Annotated in this window: 14 protein-coding genes and 1 pseudogene; 9 read left to right on the top strand and 6 right to left on the bottom strand. The window is 70.5% G+C overall.

Annotated elements, in window-relative coordinates; genetic code table 11:
• Positions 1–114: 114 nt before the first annotated feature.
• The gene (locus AC07FY_RS19010) at positions 115–978 is read right to left on the bottom strand and encodes an LLM class flavin-dependent oxidoreductase (RefSeq protein ID WP_479007624.1); all 864 of its coding nucleotides are present in this window, start codon (positions 976–978) and stop codon (positions 115–117) included.
• A 362-nt stretch (positions 979–1,340) separates the two neighbouring features.
• Here AC07FY_RS19010 and arr point away from each other — a divergent pair, with 362 nt between their 5' ends.
• Together arr and AC07FY_RS19020 are read left to right on the top strand one after the other, a co-directional pair.
• Complete coding sequence (gene arr / locus AC07FY_RS19015) at positions 1,341–1,751, top strand: NAD(+)--rifampin ADP-ribosyltransferase (RefSeq protein ID WP_479007626.1); 411 nt, start codon at positions 1,341–1,343, stop codon at positions 1,749–1,751.
• Positions 1,752–2,003: 252 nt separating this feature from the next.
• Positions 2,004–2,480: a hypothetical protein gene (locus tag AC07FY_RS19020; protein WP_479007628.1), complete on the top strand. Its 477-nt coding sequence runs from the start codon at positions 2,004–2,006 to the stop codon at positions 2,478–2,480.
• A gap of 286 nt (positions 2,481–2,766) precedes the next feature.
• On the opposite strand, the gene AC07FY_RS19025 is transcribed toward AC07FY_RS19020, so the two are convergent.
• Positions 2,767–4,029, bottom strand: coding sequence for a beta-ketoacyl-[acyl-carrier-protein] synthase family protein (locus tag AC07FY_RS19025; protein ID WP_479007997.1), 1,263 nt, complete (start codon positions 4,027–4,029; stop codon positions 2,767–2,769).
• Between the two features lie 64 nt (positions 4,030–4,093).
• Between AC07FY_RS19025 and AC07FY_RS19030 the strand changes: the two genes are divergently transcribed.
• Positions 4,094–4,711 (top strand): TetR/AcrR family transcriptional regulator C-terminal domain-containing protein, encoded by a 618-nt coding sequence (locus AC07FY_RS19030; protein WP_479007629.1) that lies wholly within the window; start codon positions 4,094–4,096, stop codon positions 4,709–4,711.
• A gap of 670 nt (positions 4,712–5,381) precedes the next feature.
• A complete protein-coding gene (locus AC07FY_RS19035) occupies positions 5,382–6,860 on the top strand; it encodes an alpha/beta hydrolase family protein (protein ID WP_479007631.1) in 1,479 nt (492 codons plus the stop codon).
• A 1,043-nt stretch (positions 6,861–7,903) separates the two neighbouring features.
• Here the strand turns inward: AC07FY_RS19035 and AC07FY_RS19040 are convergent.
• Positions 7,904–8,197, bottom strand: a pseudogene (locus tag AC07FY_RS19040) (hypothetical protein); the annotation flags it as partial.
• A gap of 923 nt (positions 8,198–9,120) precedes the next feature.
• On the opposite strand from AC07FY_RS19040, the gene AC07FY_RS19045 reads away from it, so the two are divergent.
• The 5 genes from AC07FY_RS19045 to AC07FY_RS19065 all read left to right on the top strand — a co-directional run bounded on the left by AC07FY_RS19045 (position 9,121) and on the right by AC07FY_RS19065 (position 12,927).
• Positions 9,121–9,426, top strand: coding sequence for a hypothetical protein (locus tag AC07FY_RS19045; RefSeq protein WP_479007633.1), 306 nt, complete (start codon positions 9,121–9,123; stop codon positions 9,424–9,426).
• A 447-nt stretch (positions 9,427–9,873) separates the two neighbouring features.
• Positions 9,874–10,347, top strand: a complete 474-nt coding sequence (locus tag AC07FY_RS19050; protein ID WP_479007635.1) for a hypothetical protein — start codon at positions 9,874–9,876, stop codon at positions 10,345–10,347.
• Between the two features lie 198 nt (positions 10,348–10,545).
• Positions 10,546–11,040 carry a MarR family winged helix-turn-helix transcriptional regulator gene (locus tag AC07FY_RS19055; RefSeq protein WP_479007636.1) on the top strand — a complete coding sequence of 165 codons (495 nt, stop codon included), beginning with the start codon at positions 10,546–10,548 and terminating at the stop codon, positions 11,038–11,040.
• Positions 11,037–11,486 (top strand): MarR family transcriptional regulator, encoded by a 450-nt coding sequence (locus AC07FY_RS19060; protein WP_479007637.1) that lies wholly within the window; start codon positions 11,037–11,039, stop codon positions 11,484–11,486. The genes AC07FY_RS19055 and AC07FY_RS19060 overlap by 4 nt, the downstream gene beginning before the upstream one ends.
• An 835-nt stretch (positions 11,487–12,321) precedes the next feature.
• Positions 12,322–12,927, top strand: coding sequence for a dihydrofolate reductase family protein (locus AC07FY_RS19065; RefSeq protein ID WP_479007638.1), 606 nt, complete (start codon positions 12,322–12,324; stop codon positions 12,925–12,927).
• Between the two features lie 451 nt (positions 12,928–13,378).
• On the opposite strand, the gene AC07FY_RS19070 is transcribed toward AC07FY_RS19065, so the two are convergent.
• From AC07FY_RS19070 to AC07FY_RS19080, 3 genes are all read right to left on the bottom strand, one after another.
• Complete coding sequence (locus AC07FY_RS19070) at positions 13,379–15,043, bottom strand: glycoside hydrolase family 64 protein (RefSeq protein ID WP_479007640.1); 1,665 nt, start codon at positions 15,041–15,043, stop codon at positions 13,379–13,381.
• Between the two features lie 131 nt (positions 15,044–15,174).
• The gene (locus AC07FY_RS19075) at positions 15,175–15,795 is read right to left on the bottom strand and encodes a glycoside hydrolase family 16 protein (RefSeq protein WP_479007642.1); all 621 of its coding nucleotides are present in this window, start codon (positions 15,793–15,795) and stop codon (positions 15,175–15,177) included.
• Between the two features lie 803 nt (positions 15,796–16,598).
• Positions 16,599–17,750 carry a S1 family peptidase gene (locus AC07FY_RS19080; protein ID WP_479007644.1) on the bottom strand — a complete coding sequence of 384 codons (1,152 nt, stop codon included), beginning with the start codon at positions 17,748–17,750 and terminating at the stop codon, positions 16,599–16,601.
• Between the last annotated feature and the right edge of the window lie 735 nt (positions 17,751–18,485).

Genomic DNA, 18,485 nt, shown 5'->3' on the forward strand with positions numbered 1-18,485 from the left:
AACACCACCCCCCCCCACCCCCCCCCCCCCCCCACCCCCCCCCCCCCCCCCCCCCCCCCCCCCCCCCCCCCCGCCCCCCCCCCCCCCACGCCCGGCACACCCTCGAACGGTTGATCAGACCACCGGCGGCCCCGCCTCGATGCGGCGCAGCACCGGCGTGATGCGGTCCAGGTCGGGGCCGGTCTGGATCTGTCGTTCGTCCCACCAGGTGGCACCGGCGTCGCGTAGGGGACCGATCACGTCCCTGGCCTTGGCTGCGTCCGGGGGCGTGGCACCGCCGAGCACGAACTCGAAGGCGCGCTCGGCCCCGCCCGCCCGGTGCTTGCGCACATAGCCGACCAGCTCGCGTACCTCCGCCACGGCGGGCACATGACCATGCCGGGCTGTCTCGAAGAGCGGCACCGCGCCGTCCCACCGCGCCGCCCGCCGCATGGGAGCACGGCGCGGCCAGAACCCGCCGATCCACACCGGCGGACCGGGCCGTTGCACGGTGGCGGGCAGCAGCGCCACGTCCCGGACCTCATAGTGCGGACCCTGGTGGTTCACCGGCTCGCCGGACCAGAAGCGGCCCAGCAGCTCCAGTCCCTCGTCCAGCCGCTCGGCGAGGAGGCGCGGCTCTGCGGAGTCGCCGAAACTGCGGTACTCGTCCTCCACCGGGCCGCCCAGGCCGGCGGCGAAGACCACCCGGCCGCCGCTGAGATGGTCCAGGGTGGCCACCTGGCGGGCCAACTGCTGCGGACGGTAGCGGGGGACCGGCGTCAGCAGCGTGCCCAGGCGGATCCGGGAGGTGGCCAGCGCGGCCGCGGTCAGCAGCATCCAAGGGTCTCCGAAGGGGCGTCCTTGGTGCTGTCGGTGCAGTACGTGGTCCCAAACGAAGAGCCCGTCCCAACCGGCCTGCTCGGCGGCAACCGCAACGGTCGCAACGCTACGGGGGTCGGCGAAGTCACCGAAGTTCGGGATGTTCACGGAGAAGCGCATCACAGCAGGATGTGCAGCCGACCACGAAGCAGCAACAGGATTCGGATAGAGGTTCCTTCACGGCAGGTTGCGGACCCGCACGACTCATCGAGAATCCCGAACCTCAGCCGGCCGACGGACGACAGGACTGACGCCGTCGAACCCCGCATCACGGGCAGGCCCTGGTGGGGACTGGTCCTCCGGGACGCGTGACAGCCGACACGGATGCGCCAAGAGTGTCGGTAGTCGGCCGGGGCCCGATGAGCAGCGGGTGAGCCCAGGGCGCGTCCACGTCGGCCAGCGACCGGGACGGCACCGCCCGCCCGGCGCGGGTGTCCTGGATGGCTCGCCGTCACGTCAGCTCGGCTTGATAATCTGTGGCGATGGACAAGGCTTTGGATGAGGGGCCGTTCTTTCACGGCACAAAGGCCGAGCTGCAGGTCGGCGATCACCTCACCGCCGGTTTCCGTTCCAACTACCGGCCCGACATCGTGATGAACCACATCTACTTCACCGCGTTGCGCGACGGCGCGGGACTTGCCGCCGAACTCGCCGCAGGCGACGGGGCCCCGCGCGTGTACGTCGTCGAACCGACCGGAGAGTTCGAGAACGATCCGAACGTCACCGACAAGAAGTTCCCCGGCAATCCCACCCGCTCCTATCGCAGCAGGGAACCGCTCCGGATCGTCGGCGAGGTCACCGACTGGACGCGACAGACACCCGAAGCTCTCCGGATGTGGCGAGACCGGCTGGCCGCGATCCGTCTGGACGACCGCGCCGAGATCATCAACTGAGGCCACAGTGAGATGATCTTGGTGTGGCTGGTGTGATCACTGGTGAGGGTGCGGGTTCCAGGCCGGTTCCCTGATCGCCTATCGACCTGGTGATCGAGGAGGAGCGACCTCGTCTTCGCCTACCAGAGTCGGAAACCGGACATTGCATAGGAGATTTCCTGAAACATCGGACTCGGCCCCCCTTGTGCCGGAGCATGCCGACTACGGCCTCGCCCCACCGTGGCGACGGCGTCCGACCGCAGGGAGAGACGGATGAAGCGTTCGACGAGGCGGTTACGCAAGCCACAGCTGCTGGGCGTGGGAGTCATGACGCTCCTCCTCGGCCTGGTCGCCGCCCCCACCGCGCAGGCAGCCCCGGCAGCGGCTCCCGCTGCCGAGCAGTGCACCGGCAGCTGGGACGGCAAGACGTACTGGGCCAAGGACCCGGCCCGCCGCAAGGGCGGCGGCTACGCGCGGACCTACTGGAACAGCACCACCAAGCGCAACTGTGCCAAGTTCTGGTCCAGCCCCTACGACGGGCTCGCCTCGCACATCACCCTGGCGATCTTCGATGAGGGCGGCGACTACTCCATCGATCCGCCGAAGGAGCACCCGGCCAACCATCGCTTCTACGCCGGCCCCATCTACACCTGGTTCGACGCGAAGGGGCAGTGCATCAGCCTGAGCGGCTCCCTGGTCCGAGGCGGCGTGACCTACCGGCTGCAGACCGGGCCGATCCGGTGCGGATGATCCGTCACCGTCCGACCCCACGGTACGGCCGCCCACCCGGAGGGCGGCTGTACTGCGCTGCTCGGGCGGAGGTGTGCCGGGCGGAAGGCGGAGGCATCGCCGGCCCGGCCCGTCCACGCGGAGGAGAACCTGCTGGCCGTGAGCGCCGTGAGCGCCGTGAGCGCCGTGAGCGCCGTGAGCACCGTGGGCGCCGTGGGCGACCACTTGCGGTCGCTGCCCGGAGGTGGGGACGACCGTGGAGTGTGCTCGGCCCGCAATGCAACGGGGTGCGCGCGGTCGCGTCGGGTCAAGGGGCCGTCGAGGCCGTGCGGGACACATGATGCCGTGCCCCGGTGACGATGAGTGAGACGTTCTGGCCACCGAAGCCGAAGGAATTGCTGAGCACGGCCTCCTGAGGGGCGTCTCGTCGCTCTGCGACGACATCGAGATCCATGTCGGGATCGACGCCTGCCGCGGTGAGGTTACGGGTAGGCGGGATGACTCCGTGCTCCACGCTGAGGACGGCGATGAGTGCTTCGATCGCGCCGGCCGCCCCGAAGAGGTGTCCCAGCGCGGCCTTGGGGGCTGTGACGGTGGCTCGGCCGAAGACCTCCCTGATCGCGTGCGCCTCGGCGGCATCCCCGACCGGAGTTCCGGTGGCGTGGGCATTGATGTGGCTGATCTGCTCGGGATCCAGACCGGCTTGCGCGAGGGCCTTGCGCATGGCGGAGATCTGGCCGGAGCCGTCGGCTGCGGGCGCCGTGATGTGGTGAGCGTCGGCGGCGATGCCGGCGCCGGCGAGCACCGCGCGGACGCGCGCGCCCCGGGCAGCGGCGTGGTCGGCGCTTTCCAGCACCATGACAGCCGCGCCCTCACTGAGGACGAATCCGCTGCGGTCCGCGGCGAACGGCCGGGATGCGGAAGCGGGTTCGGCGGTGTGCCGTGAGAGTGCTTTCGCCTGGGCGAAGCCGGCAACGGTGATCGGTGTGATCGCGGCCTCGGTCCCGCCCGCGATCACCACGTCCGCCTCGCCGGAACGGATGAGCCTGGCCCCCAGGGCGATCGCCTCGGCACCGGAGGAGCACGCGGAGACGGGCGTGTAGACGCCGGCCCGTGCACCGTATTCGATGCTTATCAGCGCCGCCGCCGCATTGGGCATGAGCATCGGGACCGTGCGTGGCGAGACGCGCCGCGTCCCGGACGCCTCCAGTACGTCGTCTTCCTTCAGCAGCGTCCGTACGCCCCCGATGCCCGTGCCGATCACTGATGCGAGCCGCTCCGGGTCAACTTCCGGGGCCCCGGCATCGGCCCACGCCTCGGCCGCTGCGGCCAAGGCCGCCTGCTGTGAGCGGTCGAGCCGCCTGGCCCGCACCGGCGGAAGGGACTCGGCGGGGTCGATCGCCATCGTCCCCGCGACGGTGTCGGGAAGCCCGGCGTCTTCGTGGCCTGGCAGGACGCCGCCACGGAGGCCCGATTCGCCGGCCAGCAGGGCGTCCCAGGTGGACGCCACGTCTGCCCCGAGCGGTGAGATCGCGCCGAGTCCGGTCACGACGACTTCAGTGCGGTGCATGCCCTCAATCCTTCTTGTATGCGATACAAGTGAACGCCCTTGTTGTATCACATACAATTTTGGTGTGGAGAAGAAGCGAACCGAAGCGCGAGCGACGGCGGCCCGGTCGCGTGACCGCGGTCGCGCGACCAGGCACCGGCTGATCGAGGCAACCGCCCGGCTCTGCAGGGAACGGCCCGGCGCGGAGGTGAGCGTCGCGGAGATCGCGAACGCGGCAGGTGTGTTCCCCAATCAGGTCACCTACCACTTCGGCTCCAAGGACTCGCTCCTCGTGCACGCCGCCTTCCTCGGCCTGCTGCACGATGCCCGACGCATCGAGCGCATCGGTCGCCAGGCCCCCGACGCGGCGACGTTCCGGCGTAACATCGCCCGCGCCGTATTGGCCATGCCCTCGCTCCCGTCGGTGACGCGAGCACTCGCCGCCGGAATCGCCAAGCCCGAGCTGGCACCCGTGGTCGACCACCACCTCCAACTGCTCTTCCGGCAATCCGAGCGCTTCGTGAGCCAGCTCATCGACAAGCGCGGCTGGAAGGCCCGTCGGCCGCTCAACGTGGAGGCCAGGACGTTCTGGAGCACCGCGCTCGGTGCAGTGCTGCTCGTCCGCGCCGGGGCACACGGCACCGTCGGCGACCTCGACCTCGCGGGAACACTGAGCATCCACGACGAACCCGATACCGCTTAAGGCGTGCCTTTCGGATCAGGCCGGGCCCAGTCGGACGGGTCGGTGACGGCGTGCGCGGTTCATGCCCGACGAATGGCCTTGTCGAGGTCGGCATGTGCATGAGCATTCCCTGCCACCCTGCCGAGGAACTGGGGTGTTGCGGCTGGCACGAGGCGCCCCCGGCGGACGTACGAGCCTGGCGTGCGTCCGCCTCCCGACGACCCCGGATCTGCGGGGCCGGCCACGTAACGAGCGTGGTCCACTTCGTCGTCGGTGGGGCGGATGAGGGTGAACGCGTAGCGCGCCGTTCCTCCGCGCCGCGCGCTGACATGCGGTGGCTGCCCCCGCCCGTCCTGGAGGCCCGGCCTGTGCCGCCTGCCGGCCGCGCCGCGCAGTCCCGCCCGAACCGCGCGGCTGCTGCCCGCTGTTCACCGGTCCGTCGGTTGCTGCGCCTTCCCGCCGTCAGCCGGTTCGGGGCACGCAAGCCCCGCGCCGCCGCCCAGCACGTGGTGATCCTGCCGCCCTGTCCTGGATGGGCCGCGAGCCTGCGGGGCCCAGGAGCCCGGCGTCTGACACCCGCACCGGGATGCGACCGCAGGATGAGTTGGCTTCCTCCGATGGTCGCACAGTGGCCGCCGACCTGGCATGCGCGCATGCGACTCCAGTTGCACACGACGGCACCCAGGGATCGATGTGGCAGCGCGTGTCCCTTGCCGAGGATGGCCAGGTGACCGAGATCATCAAGGGGCTGTACATGTCCCCCCTGGAATTCCTCGCCTCGCTGGGTGCCGCCGCGATCGTGGGGGCACGCTGGCTTCCCCCCGCCACCCGCCCACGCGTCACGATCGCGGCGGGAGCGGTCTTCGTGCTGTCTGCGATCGGGCTGAGCGTGGCGGGGCTGCGTTGGCAGATGCTGCCGGTACTGGCAGGCGCTGCCCTCGCGCTGCCGTTCGCCGTGTCCCCCTTGCTGCGACGCCGCAGCGGCCGGCTGCAGTGGCGGGCGCGATGGTGGCTGGCCTTGCCGGGGTCGGTGGCCTGCCTCAGCCTGATCGCCACGGGCACGGTGGCCGCCTGGGCCTTTCCCGTACCCGTGTTCCCCACGCCCTCAGGCGACTTCGCGGTCGGCACCCACGTGGTGGAGTGGACCGACCCCCACCGCCCCGAGACCGCCACCGCCGACCCGCAGGACCGGCGCACGGTCGTGGTCCAGCTCTGGTACCCCGCGCAGCGGAGCCCCGCAGGCACGCAGCGGGCCCAGTACCTCGGACGCACGGAGGACGAGGCACGCACCGTCTCCGATGCCCTCGCGCGCTACACCGGTCTGCCCGGCTTCCTGGTCGACGGCGTCCCACGTGCCCACACCCATGCGGTGTTCAACGCCCCGGTGGCCGACAAGGGCGGACGGTTCCCCGTCGTGTTCTTCTCTCCCGGGCTGGGCGGGGTACGTACCCAGAGCACCGCCTGGGCGGAGGAACTGGCCAGCCACGGCTATGTGGTCGCCGCTCTCGACCACCCGTACGACTCCGCCGCCGTCGTCCTCGCCGACGGCAGAACGATCAACACGGACATCAGGTCCACCGGCGACGACGGCGAAGACGACAAGCGGGCCATCGAAACAACGAGCATCCGGGCCGCGGACCTGAGCTTCGGCCTGACGCAGCTGGACCGTCTGGACCGAGGTGAGATCCCGGGCCCGCTGGCCGGGCGTCTGGACACCGGCCGGGTCGCGGCGACCGGCCACTCCCTGGGTGGTGCTGCCGCCCTGCAGGCAGCCCGCCAGGACCGCCGGTTCGACGCCGTCATCGATCTGGACGGCTATCCCCGCGATCCCGCCCCGACCTCCTTCCACCAGCCGGCGCTCGGGCTCACCCAGGCGATCACCCCGGAGACCGACTCGCGTTACATACCGCGCCTCACCGAGGTCCTCGAGCTCAGCACCACGACGAGCTACCGGCTCACCATCCCCGGCGCCGCACACCTCACTTTCATGGACGCGCCCCTTTACCTGCCCCCTGTCCCCTCGATGGTCGGGTCCCTGGGCCGCACCGAGAGCCCGCGCGTCGTCGCCTCGGCCACCCTCGCCTTCCTCGACTCCACGCTGCGGCACAAACCGGGCAGGCTGGCCGACGTCCTGTCGACCTACGGCGACCTCAGCGTCCACCAGCCGTAACGATCCGCTGAGCTCCGGCATCCGACGTGTCCGACACCGGTGCGGCGCCCCTGACGACGATGGCCGGTACGGCGTAGGTGGTCGCGCCTGGCTTCCCGGCCGGCATCCGCGCGGGCCCCCTTGCGCGTGTGCCACCGCCGCGAGCAGGGACAGTGCCACCCCGAGCAACGACGTCGAGTCGCTGCATCGGAGTTCGTTGCCGACCTTGTGGTGGGCGGGTCTGGTGTGGGTATCGCCGGTGGCGGGGACTCGACCGACGTCATAGCGGGTGGCCGTCCGCCGGTTCCTCGATCCGCCCGGGCGGCCGGGACCGGTGGGGCGGCCGTCCCAGCGGTAACCCGGGAGTCGCGCGGGGTCGCGCGTCGGATGAGGTACGCGCCCGATCTGTCGGGCTAGGTGCCGCGCGCGTCGCTGGTCGGAGGGCCGGACATGGACGTAAACGGTGTGGCCTGCGGCCGGCTCATGGCCGGCGTCGCTTCGGAAGCAGGCTTGTACCCCGGTCCGGGCATACTCCGCGGGAAATTCGAGTTCGGGCACCGCCGCCCAGCTGAGTGCCATCCCCGTGACCTGCCCCCATGCCGCCTGGCGCAGTACCTCTGGTGCTCTCTCCAGCAGATCGCCCTCCACTGGTTCCACGACGGAGAGCGCCATGGGCAGCAGACGAGTCAACATCTGCGCGTCAAAGGGAAGATCGATCCCACGGAAGAATTCACCACCTCCCGAGAACAAACCCTGTGAGAAGACCTCTCGTGCTCTCATGACGTCCTCGACCCGGAGCAACTCTGCATCCAGGTCGACCGTCGCCCCTTCACGCAGCTCCCCGCATCCGACCAGTGAAGCGGCCACGGCGATCACCGCTGTCACGTCCTCATCATCCGCACTTAATAGGCCGGATAAGCCCTAGAAGTACCCACAGGCGAACCCAATCTCCAGCTTTCGTCGGGCGGTGGATCTGGTGCGATACGCCTCTCCAGACCTTGTCCAAGCCTGCCAGCCGCTACCGGGACCAGGTGCCCTGACGGTCGGCGACCTGGGGCTTGACGTCAGGTCTTGGTCAACCGGGGGAGGGCGGCGAAGAGGGCGACATTGCCGTCGTCGTCCGCGGGGTCGGACCTCTTCGATGACCCGTTCGCAGACAAGGCCGAGACCCTGGAGGGCCGCAGCGGCGGCGTAGCGGCGGATCGGGCGAGGCTGGGTTCGAAACCGTGCGCTCGGGACGCGATGAGTCCGTCGGTGTCCAGGAGCAGGATCGAGCCGGGCGACAGGTGGACGCGGTCCCGTCCCGGGGTGACGCGGGGCCCGGCGCCGAGAAGCGCACCGTCCGGGGCGGGCAGGTATGCGACGGCCCTTGTAGGTGATCAGCAAGGGCGGTGGACGACCGACTTTGCTCCACCGCGGACGGGAGCCGACTGCGGGGGTAGCGCCTCCCCTGCACCTGCCTTCATGGGGCAGCCGCCGTGGCCCTCACCTTGTTCCCTTTCTTTGAGCATGCCGCAGAGCCACCAGCGTCTCGAAGTGTCTGCCCTGCCGAGACGACCGTGACGCTGTCGATGGGGAGTTCGCCGTTGTGCTCCAGCCAGGCCGAGCGGTGGGTCGGCCGGGGTGGACCTGGTCCCATGCCGGGGCTTCGGCCTTTCCTTGGGGGTGATGTGCATGGCCGTGGTGATCGCCGGTTCGGGCCAGGTCTCGGGTTTGTTGAAGCGGAACCCGCGCGATGGAACTCCTCGCACGGGGCGCCGGACAGCGCATCACCCGGTTGCCGCGGATCCGGCCGATCAACTCGACGGGCCGATCCTGCAAGACCGGGCCAGACGAGTGACGTCGTAGCCGGCGTCCATGACGATGGTGTGATGTCCGAGCCCCCCGGCGTCCACGGGCCGGCCGCGATGAGCCGCCCGACCACGGCCCTCAGCTGGACGGCGGTTGGCGGTCGCGTCGTCCTCAGGCCCGCCCGATCCGGACCACATGCAGGATCCCTGCCCACGAGGTGGCCCCGGGCTCCAAAACGGCCAGCCCGGGATGGACTGCGACGCGGTCGCCGCCTGCCCGTTGACATGAGAAAAGAGCCGCTGGTCCGAGCATGGCGCGTCCGGGCGTAGCCGCGGTGACACGTCGACGCGAGCACCAGGCGCCCGGCCTCGAGAGGAAACGGCAGGGGCATGCCGGCCAGCAGGGCCCGCAACCTTACGACGTCGATCCGGCCGCGGTTGGCAGTCAGGCACTCGGAGGAGTGCCGGCCGGGTGCTTTAGAGTCGCGCTCGTGAACATACCCGTGGTGGTTCGTTGGGCCCTGCTCGCGTGCGCCGGCCTGAACCTCCTCCTTGCGCTCAAGGCGCTGTACCGCGCGCACCGGGCCGGTCCGGGCCACCGAATCGGCCCCGGTCTTGATGCCCTCGACCATGGGCTCGTCACGGTGCTGATCGGAACTCTTGTCGGAGGCGACGACCACCCGGTCATCGCCTTCACCGTTCTGGCGCTGCTCGGCCCGGTGCTGCTGTGGAAGGCTGTCCGCGACGTCCGTGCGCGCCGCGATGCGAAGGGCCCCACCCGCCTCGGGGCCGGCTAGATTCGGCCATCCATGCATCAACGGCTTTGCGCCAGCCGGGGACAGAGGCGCTGGCTACGGGCCCAGGACGGCAAGCCCGCCTGACCACACGCGACGACATACGGGAACACTCGAGCTCTGGCACGGTGCAGACGACGGAACCTCACCCTGTCGACGGTGCCCCGGGCCAGGTTGGGGGAGTGGATATGGAAGCGTAGACGGCCCCGCCGCTGGGGACACTGCTGCCGAAGCCGCCCATCGTGGGCTGACAGCCAACGAACGCAGTACCGCCATGCAGGCCGGGCCCTGATGTGGCGCCCCGCTGATGCTCCTCTTGCCAGTCGAGGGAGCTGAGAACCCCTGATGTCCCATCCCGACCCACTGCAGCAAAGTGACCCGAGGTCAGTCCGGAGCGCCGTCCAGACGTGGCCCCGCCGCTGAAACCGATGACCCGATAGGACTCAACACGTGACGTCCATATGGCCTTCGATCGTTGCCGTACTCGGTACCCTCGCAGGCGCCCTGGCCGCCGGACTCCTCCAGCACCGTTCGGCGCGCACCGCACGCGCCGATCAGCGTGCCGACAGCCACCGCCAGGACCAGCTCGGCGCCGTCACCGACTTCGCGGCCGCTCTGGACGCGCACCGCTCGGCGATGTTCCATCGGGAGCGCCTGGCCCTGACCGATGCAGGCACTGAGCACCAGCTCGAGGCCCAGACGAGGTCCCACGACACCCGGGCGGCGATCACCGCGCCCCACATCCGCCTTCAGATCCTGCTCCCCGAGCTGGCCGGCCCCGCCCAGCAGGCCGCAGATGCCACCTACGCGCTGCGCAAGGCCACCGGCCGCGCCGACCTGGACGCCCGGCGGCATGCGGCCAAGGAAGCATCCGCGGCCTTCGTCGCCGCGGCCGCCACGCTGCTGAACCCCAGCAACCGCTGACCGGGGACGACCGGTACCGGCGTCCTGGCGGTCCCGTCCCGCACGCCCTACGGCACTTGGTTCGCCTACGGCCTGTTGGCGATCCCGGCCGCCAGCCTCATCTTCGGCACCGCGACTCGCTCGGTCTGTTCGGGGTGCGTCGTCACATCCGCCGGAAAATAGTAGCCATGGACATAGTCGCCATATACTTTATTTGGCATGGGCAAGGTTCCACCGGGCGCCACGCCCGGTTTCATGGTGTGGCGGCTCGCCAACAAGTGGCGTGTCGCGGTCGATCGCGCGGTGGCTCATCTGGGCCTCACTCACGCGCAGTACTCACTGGTCGCGTCGCTGCACGGCATGCAGCGCGCCGGCGAGCGGCCGAGTCAACGCAGACTCGCCGACCACACCGGCCTGGAGGCGCTGTACGTCTCGAAGCTGGCACGCAGCTTGGAGTCGGCCGGCCTGATCGAGCGCACTCGCGATCCCCGTGACCCGCGTGCCGTGCAGCTCGCCCTCACCGAGCAGGGCCAAGCCGTCACGCGGCAGGCCATCGCGGTGGTCCAGAACCTGCTGCAGCAGTTGCTGGAGCCGCTCGGTGGCCTCGACGCCGCGCGGACGCGGGCGTTCACCGACGAGCTGAAGACCCTGCTCGACGCACCTCTCACTCCATCCCTACCGAACGACGAGGGCACTCAGGGGGCGACACCATGACCACGACCGCACCCGCACCCGCCAACGCCCGCGACCTCGGCCTGGCGCACTACGCCGCCCGCGGCGTCTTGGAGCACGTACTGGCCCGGCACGGCATCACGTTCCAGCAGCAGGTCGCCCTGCGCGCTGCCATCACCGCTGACGCCCCGCAGACGCCGGCCGATCTCGTCGCCCAGGTCCAGGGCTCGCTCAAGGCCGACCCGGCCGATATTCGCGCCACTCTTGACGCACTGCTGGCCGCACAGCTGCTCGTCGTGGACGGCGGGCGCCTTCGGCCCACGGCAGCAGGGCGAGAGCTCATCGCCGCAGTCGGCGCTGCGACCGCCCCCATCACCGCCCGCATCTGGGGCGGGATACCCGCCGATGACCTGATCGCGGCCGGCCGCGTCCTCGCCCTGGTCACCGAGCGCGCCAACGCGGAGCTTTCGGCCTTGACCGCCTTGTGAACGGGCGCGCGGTGGCACCGGTTGGGCGTCAGCGAGGAAGGAAAGGCTTCCCTGCCGATTCTCTGTGGCAATGGTGATCACAGCCGTTACGAGGTAACCAGGCGGCTGCCGCCACGCCCATCGCGAGGATGTCCGGCTGCCGTGGGTGCTGCTGTTGACACCCATGGAAAACACTGTGGCACCTAGGCCATCCGAGACGTCCCCGGGCCGGCCGCACGCAGTGTCCACCCCGGGACGCTCCTCGGCCAGCCGCCCTGCTCCACCAGCCGCTTCCCCTTCGACCGCACTCCCTCGGCTTTCGCCGGCACCACCACCGGCGTCCTCGCCACGGCCGGCACCGCCTCCGATGGCTGCTCGGCCTCCGGCTCCTGCGCGACCAGGGCATCACTTGCCCCATGTGAGATGCCCGCCGCTCAAGCAACGCCTCCGCCTCCGCGAGCTCGGCCAGCGCCTGCTCCACCTCCTCGGGGAGCTTCCCAGCCGACCGCCTCGCCCCCCGCTGTCGGGTGCTCCTCCTCAGGGGGACTGGACCGGTTACGCGGAAAGGACGGACTGATCTACTGCGGAAGCGGGCGCATCCCTCATGGCCAGGAGATTCATCAGCCCCTTCAGTCTGTTTGTCTTCTGCCCCGTTTTGCCCACGAGTCGGCGCCCACACCCCTGATGCCCATGGCGGCGCGCCTCGCCATCGACGGGCCGGCATGCGTGTTGGCGCCGCTCCGGGGACCCCGATCGGCTGCAGCGTCAGGTGTTTCTCGTTACGCCACAGCGCGGCCGATGAGTTTGTGGCTTCCGGCCGGTCCAAGCTGGTGACACCTGAGGAAGGGACACCGCCATGTCGGAGCTTCTCGTCGACTTCATCACCTCCCTGGACGGTCATGCATCGGGAGAGGGATGGCCCGGTTTCTGGGGCCTCGAGGGCCCTGAGTACCTCGCGTGGCTCGGTGAGCAGCCCGAGGCCACCTACCTGATGGGAGCGAACACCTACCGCCTGATGTCGGGCTTCGCCGCAGGCGAGGTCCCGAAGGGCCAGGACGAGTTCCGGCCCGAAGAAGAGGCATCCGTCGACGAGCTCACGCGAGCGTCCAAAGTGGTGTTCTCCTCCTCGCTCGAAGAGCCACTGAAGTGGGCCAACTCCACGCTCGTCCGCGACGACGCCGTCGAGGCGGTCCGTGCCATGAAGTCCAGTGGTTCGGAGCTCCTCAGCACGATCGGCAGCCTCAGCCTGTGCCGGTCCCTGCTGCGAGCCGGACTCGTCGACCGCTTCCGGGTCGTGATGTTCCCGGTGATCACCGGTGCCACGGGCGAGGAACGCATCTATGACGGCTATCCGGACGTTGCCCTCGAGATGATCGAGCACCGCACCTTCGACGGCCGTATCCAGCTGGTGGAGTACAAGCCCCGCGTGCTCGAGCACCCGCCGCTCGGTGTTCCTGCGTGACGTCGCCGGTCCACGCCCTGCGATGACCTCGTGGAAGCACGTCCTCGGACGCAAGCGCGCGGGGGAGGCATCGCCGGTGGCGTTGCGACCGCCGGTGGAGCCGATGCCGGAGCAGGGGCGTGGAGTCGGTGCCGTGCCCCGGTGTGCTCCGCCGTAGGCCGTGGTGGTCGGGAAGACGGCGCTGTCGGCCGTGGCTGAGGCGATGGCCTCGGCGTCGTGGGCGAGCTGAGCCGGCACCAGGTGCCGCCTACGCGCACGTTCCCGCCGTGGGCATCGGCGGCTGGTACCGGCACATCGCCCTGGCCATGCTCGCCCATGGTTTCCTCGCCCTCTCCCCGTGGGACCACGCACTGCACTGGTCCCACGGGCTGCGACGCCACCAAGCCCCTGCCCAACGCAGCCACGACCTGGGAGAAGCCACCTCAGGACGGGCTCCGCTGGTGATGGAAGGTCAGGCGAAGGTGAACCAGTTGACGTTGACGAAGTCGGCGGGCTGGCCGCTGTCGAAGGTCAGGTAGACGTCGTGGGTGCCGGTGGTGCGGCCGATGTCGGTGGGGACGGTGCGCCAGGCCTGCCAGCCTCCGGTGTTGGCGATGGCGAAGCCGCCGACCGGGGTGGCCGTGGGGCTGTCGAGGCGGACCTGGACCAGGCCGCTGACTCCGCCGGCGGCGCCGGAAGCGACGCGGGCGTCGAAGCGGGTGGCGCCGGTGGAGCCGAAGGTGACGGACGAGAACTTGAGCCAGTCACCGTTGGACAGATGGCCGACATCGGATCCGCCGCCGTTGTCGGAGCAGGCTTCGACCTGTGCTCCCGACTGCGCGTTGAACGTCTCGGCCTGGATGGTCGTGAAGGCGCTGACCCCGCCCGGGGCGGTGGCGGTCGGCGTCGGGGTCGGTGTGCCACCGCCGCCGGCCAAACCGCCGACCGTGATGGTCCAGCGGCCGGGGCTGCCGGACTGCACCTTGCCCTCGAAGTCGACCCCGGCCGGGTGCACGTCGTCGTACGGGAAGGCGTACCCGAGGTGGTCAGGGGTGGTGTTGTGGAGGATGCGGGCGTAGTGGTTGGTGCGCGGGCGGGTGTAGAAGGCGGCGGGGTTCTCGGCGGTCGGCTGGTGGGGGTTGTCCAGCAGGGTGGTGCGGTTGAAGGCGGCGGCGAGCCGTGCGCTGAGATTGCCCATCAGGTCGTTGCCCGTGGTGAAGGGCGCGTCGCTGCAGGAGAAGATCGAGAGGGTCGACGGCTTGGCGAAGCTGCCGACTCCGGGGAAGGTGAGGATGTCGCCGTTCACCCGGCCGGTGACGGTTCCCCAGGTGAACTGGGTGTCGATGCGCAGGTCGGTGGAGCGGTACTTGTTCCACACCTCGTCGACGTAGCCCTCGAAGTAGCCGCGGAACAAGGCGCTGTTACCGCGGATCGCCAGGTTGGGACTGAGTACGCGCAGGTCGCGGCCGCCCGCGGTGACGATCAGCCTGCTCCAGTCGCTGCCGTCGGCGGCGGACTGGGCCCGTAGCGCGGCGGCGACCCGAGACAGTCCGTCGGCGGGCAACCCGCGCACCGTCTGGGTGCCCTGCCCGGTCTCCAGCTGGAAGGCGATCGGAAGCGAGACCATGTCGACGAACGTGATGTTGGCGTACAGCTGGTCGGTGTTGAAGGTGAATTCGCAGAAGTCGTGAGGGACGTTCGCGTTGGGGTCGGTGGGGTTGCTCACCGACGGTAGGGCCAGGCCGCCGCCACGGTTCATCAGGAAGGTGAGTTTCGTGCCGACGGAGAAGTAGATGCGGCCGCTGTCCAGGCGCGGCAGCGTCACCCTCCGTGCCCCGGATCCGGACGGGTTGAGCGGTATGGCGCAGTCGACCCCGAGCGGGGTCTGATCGTTGGCCGGGGCCGGCGGGTGGTACAGGCTGGAGCCGTTGGCCTGGATGAAGGTCCAGTTGCCGCCCGCGGCGGGGTCGCGGCCGAGCACGTAGGCGTACACCGTGCTGTTGCCGGTGGTGTTGACCAGGTCGAGAGGGAGCGTGGCGGGGGTGGACGCGTTGGCGCTCACCTCGAACCAGGTGGCCGCGGCGGGTACCGCCAGGGCCAGGCCCGCTGTCGCGGCGAGGAGTTTTCTGCGGGGCATCGTTCGCTGGTGGCGAGCCGTCATGGTGGGGATCCGTTCTTCCTGAGGTCGGGTGGGGGAGCGGTCGGACGCAAGGGCGGGGGAGGAGGGAGGGCGGCGGCGCCGGCGGTCAGCCGACCGTCCACGTCTGGTCAGCGGAGCCGGTGCAGGTCCAGGTCCAGGTCTGCAGCCGGGTGCCGTCGGCACAGGAGCTGCCCGTGGCGTCCGAGCACGTGCTGCCAACGGTGTTGGTGAGGTCGTGGGCGGCGGTGTCCGGCCACTGTCGGGCGTTGGTGCCGATGCAGGTGTAGAGCTTGGTCCCCGGCTGGGCCGCGCTGCCGGTGCAGTCGTGCAGCGGGATGGGGGTGCGGTCGGCTGCGGACGACGCCGGCGACGTCGACGCACATGCGGCCGATGCCATGGATCGGGCGTACGGTGGGGGCGCTGCCGGAGGAGACGCCGACGTGGTCGACGGTCATCGTCTGCGGGAAGGACGTGGAGGCGTCCGGGCTGCCGGGCCGGTCCCCGCCGACCGCCAGGTTGACGATGACGAAGAACGGGTGGTCGAAGCCCGATCTGTTGCCGCCGTTACCGGCCGCCGTGAGGGTCTCGAAGGTGGTGCTGCAGTCCACCGACCAGCTGAGGGAGTTCGGGCTCCAGCCGACGGCGCACACGTGGAAGTCGTCGGCGAAGACACGGCCTCCGGAGAGGTGGTAGGCGGCGCGGAGGCCGTCCGCTCCGGAGTGGCCGGGGCCGTGCACCGCGCCGTGCACGGTGTGGGGTTCGCGGCCGATGTTCTCCGAGATGTCGATCTCACCGCTGCCGGTCGTCCCCGGGCGGTGGTGGCGAGGAGCACCACTCCGCCGAAGGAGCGGTGCCGCGCGCGATGAGCAGCAGCCATAAGCCTGCTTCCTTGTCTGGATGGGTGGGGCCAAGGGGCGGCCGGGCAGGACGAGTCGTGAGGCCCGCATTTCGAGAGCGCTCTCAAGCATGACGTGATGTCACCGGCGGCAGTGAGTATTACGGAGGGGTAACTGCCGTGGCAACGTCAGGCGCCACTCCTCACGCGCCTCTGAGCTGCGCTTTTCTCTCCTGGCTTTCGGCTTAACCCTCGCTTAAGGCTGTCTTGATGCAGAGAGGACGGAGCGGAGCCTCCTGCGATCATCGGCCGGACGGCCGCTGCGGGTACTCCGCGGCCGTCCAGACTGCGCGCGCTTGGCCACGAACTCGGCTCCCACGGACGGGTTCTCGTCCATGAGCAAGTGTCCGGAGCCACGCAGCCCGTCGACCAGTGCACTGGCATTCCGCGACACCAGTGCACCGGCATGGTCCGCGACAGCAGGCACCTCACGGTCACCAAGGGTGAAGCCGGAAGCCACCTGCGTCTGCGCCGGGTGCGCCGACGCGAAGGACGACTGCAACGGCTCTCTCGGCTGCGGGCGCAGGGCGCGTCGGCAGCCGGCCGGTCGACACGTCCCGGGGGCCGTGACGAGAAGCGCCTCCGGTCCGGCGGGGAGCCGTGCGACGGGCCCTTCCAGGTGCTCAAGCCCGGAGGGACCCGTTCGCCGTGCCGACCTCAGGCGGTGTGCAGTGTCAGGCCGTAGCGGCCGAGGATCTCGTTGATGGGCTGAAACCACGTCTGGCCGCCGGACGAGCAGTTGCCCCAGCCGCCGGAGGTGACGCCTTGCGCCTGGTCGCCGCTGAGGAACGAGCCGCCGGAGTCGCCGCCTTCGGCGCAGACGCTGGTCTTCGTCATCTGGTGGACGGCGCCCTGGCTGTAGTTGACGGTCTCGTTCTTGGCGAGGACGGTGCCGCAGCGCCAGTGCGTCGTGGACCCCGACCGGCAGATCGAGGCGCCCACGGGTGCCTCGGCGGAGCCGCGTACCAGCTGGTCCGGGATGGCGCCCCAGCCGAGTACCACCGGTACGGTCCACCAGCCGCTGTGGATGCCGACGTACGCGTAGTCGTTGCCGGGGAACGAGGAGCCGTGGAAGGTGCCCATCGCGGACCCGTCCCAGCCGCGCACCGCGGCCCCCGCCTGCCCGCAGTGCCCCGCCGTCACGAAGCCGCCGTGCACGGAGAAGCCGATCGAACAGCGGACGTTGCCGGTGTAGTACGGGTCGCCGCCGACGGTGCCCGCGGCGTACGTGCGGGGCGCCTGCGCCGTCTCCGCGAGGGTGATGGGGCCGCCGGCCCGGGCCTGCTCGACGAAGGCCCGTACGGCGGGGGTTTCCCGCTCGGTGCGTACGACCGTGACGACGACGCTGTTGGTAGGCGGGTCGACGTGCCAGCCGGCCACGCCGGCGGGGGCGCTCAGCGTGTCCAGGCGTGCTTTGGCGCGGTCCAGCGAGGCGGCGCTGTGCCGGACGAGCCGGGTGTCGGCGCCCAGGGCCCGCACCTTTGACTCCTCCGCGCGGCCGGTCACCGCGACGACGAGCCGGCCGGTGGACGGCTCGAACCACGAGCCGCCGTACGCACCACCCGCGGCCTGCCGTGCGGTCTTGTCCACGGCTGCGGCGGCCTTCTCTGCACTCAGTCGTTCCTCTGCCTGGGAGGCGGTGAGCCCGAGGTCCCGGCGCATCGCGTCGAGCAGTCCGGCGGAGGCGGATGGCGCCGCGGCGGGCTCCGGAAGCGGGACGGCGCTCGCCGCGCCGACGTGGGAGGCGCCCACGCCGACGGTCAGGAGCAGAGCGGCGACGGCGGTGCGCAGGGGAGCGGTGCGTTTCACGAGACCTCCTGTTGTGGGGAGTTGAACGCTTGAGAGCGCTCTCACAGAGTGTCGAGCGTTACGTTAACCGAACTGCGTTTGTCAGGTCCATACCAAGGACTGTCGCCGCTAAGGGACTCTCGCGACCACTCCCGGTCTCGCCGAGGGGGAGGGCGGTCCCTTCGAGAGGTGATCGCGGCTGGGTCGCCGACGGGGGCCAGGGAGTGCGGGACGTGGGGGGAGCGGGTCGCACGCGTCGGCAGGCGCAGGCGGGCGACCCCCGCCGCCGGTTCGGCGTGCAGCGCTCCGTCCCAGCGCATCCACAGGGCGGGACGCCCGCGCAACGCCTCGTCACGGAGCTTGTCCACGGCGGTGCCGATGCCCTCGCGGTCGATCTCCCCCGCGATCGGGGCACCGCCCTCGCAGCCCGGGCCCAGGGCCCCGGCCACCTGGCTGGACGGGAGCATCACCAAGAGGGACGACCGGGTACGGATCACCGCTCTACCGGCCCGTCACGCCGGCCACCCCGTGTCGCCGCGGCTACTGCCGCCCGTGATGGGATCGCTCCTGCGCTTCGGACCATCGACGCCGAGCAGGTGTCGAGGTCGCCCGCGGGCCTACCCCTGGCCCGTCTGATGCCGGTGCACGTCGAGGAGTGCACCGTGGCGAAGCCGCCGCCGTCCGCCCTTCGGCCTCCTCGACGCCGTCGCTCGGGCACGTGCGGACGGAGGTCCCACTCGGGCCCCGTGTTCTGCG

The sequence above is a fragment of the Streptomyces sp. NPDC045967 genome (genome assembly GCF_056430495.1).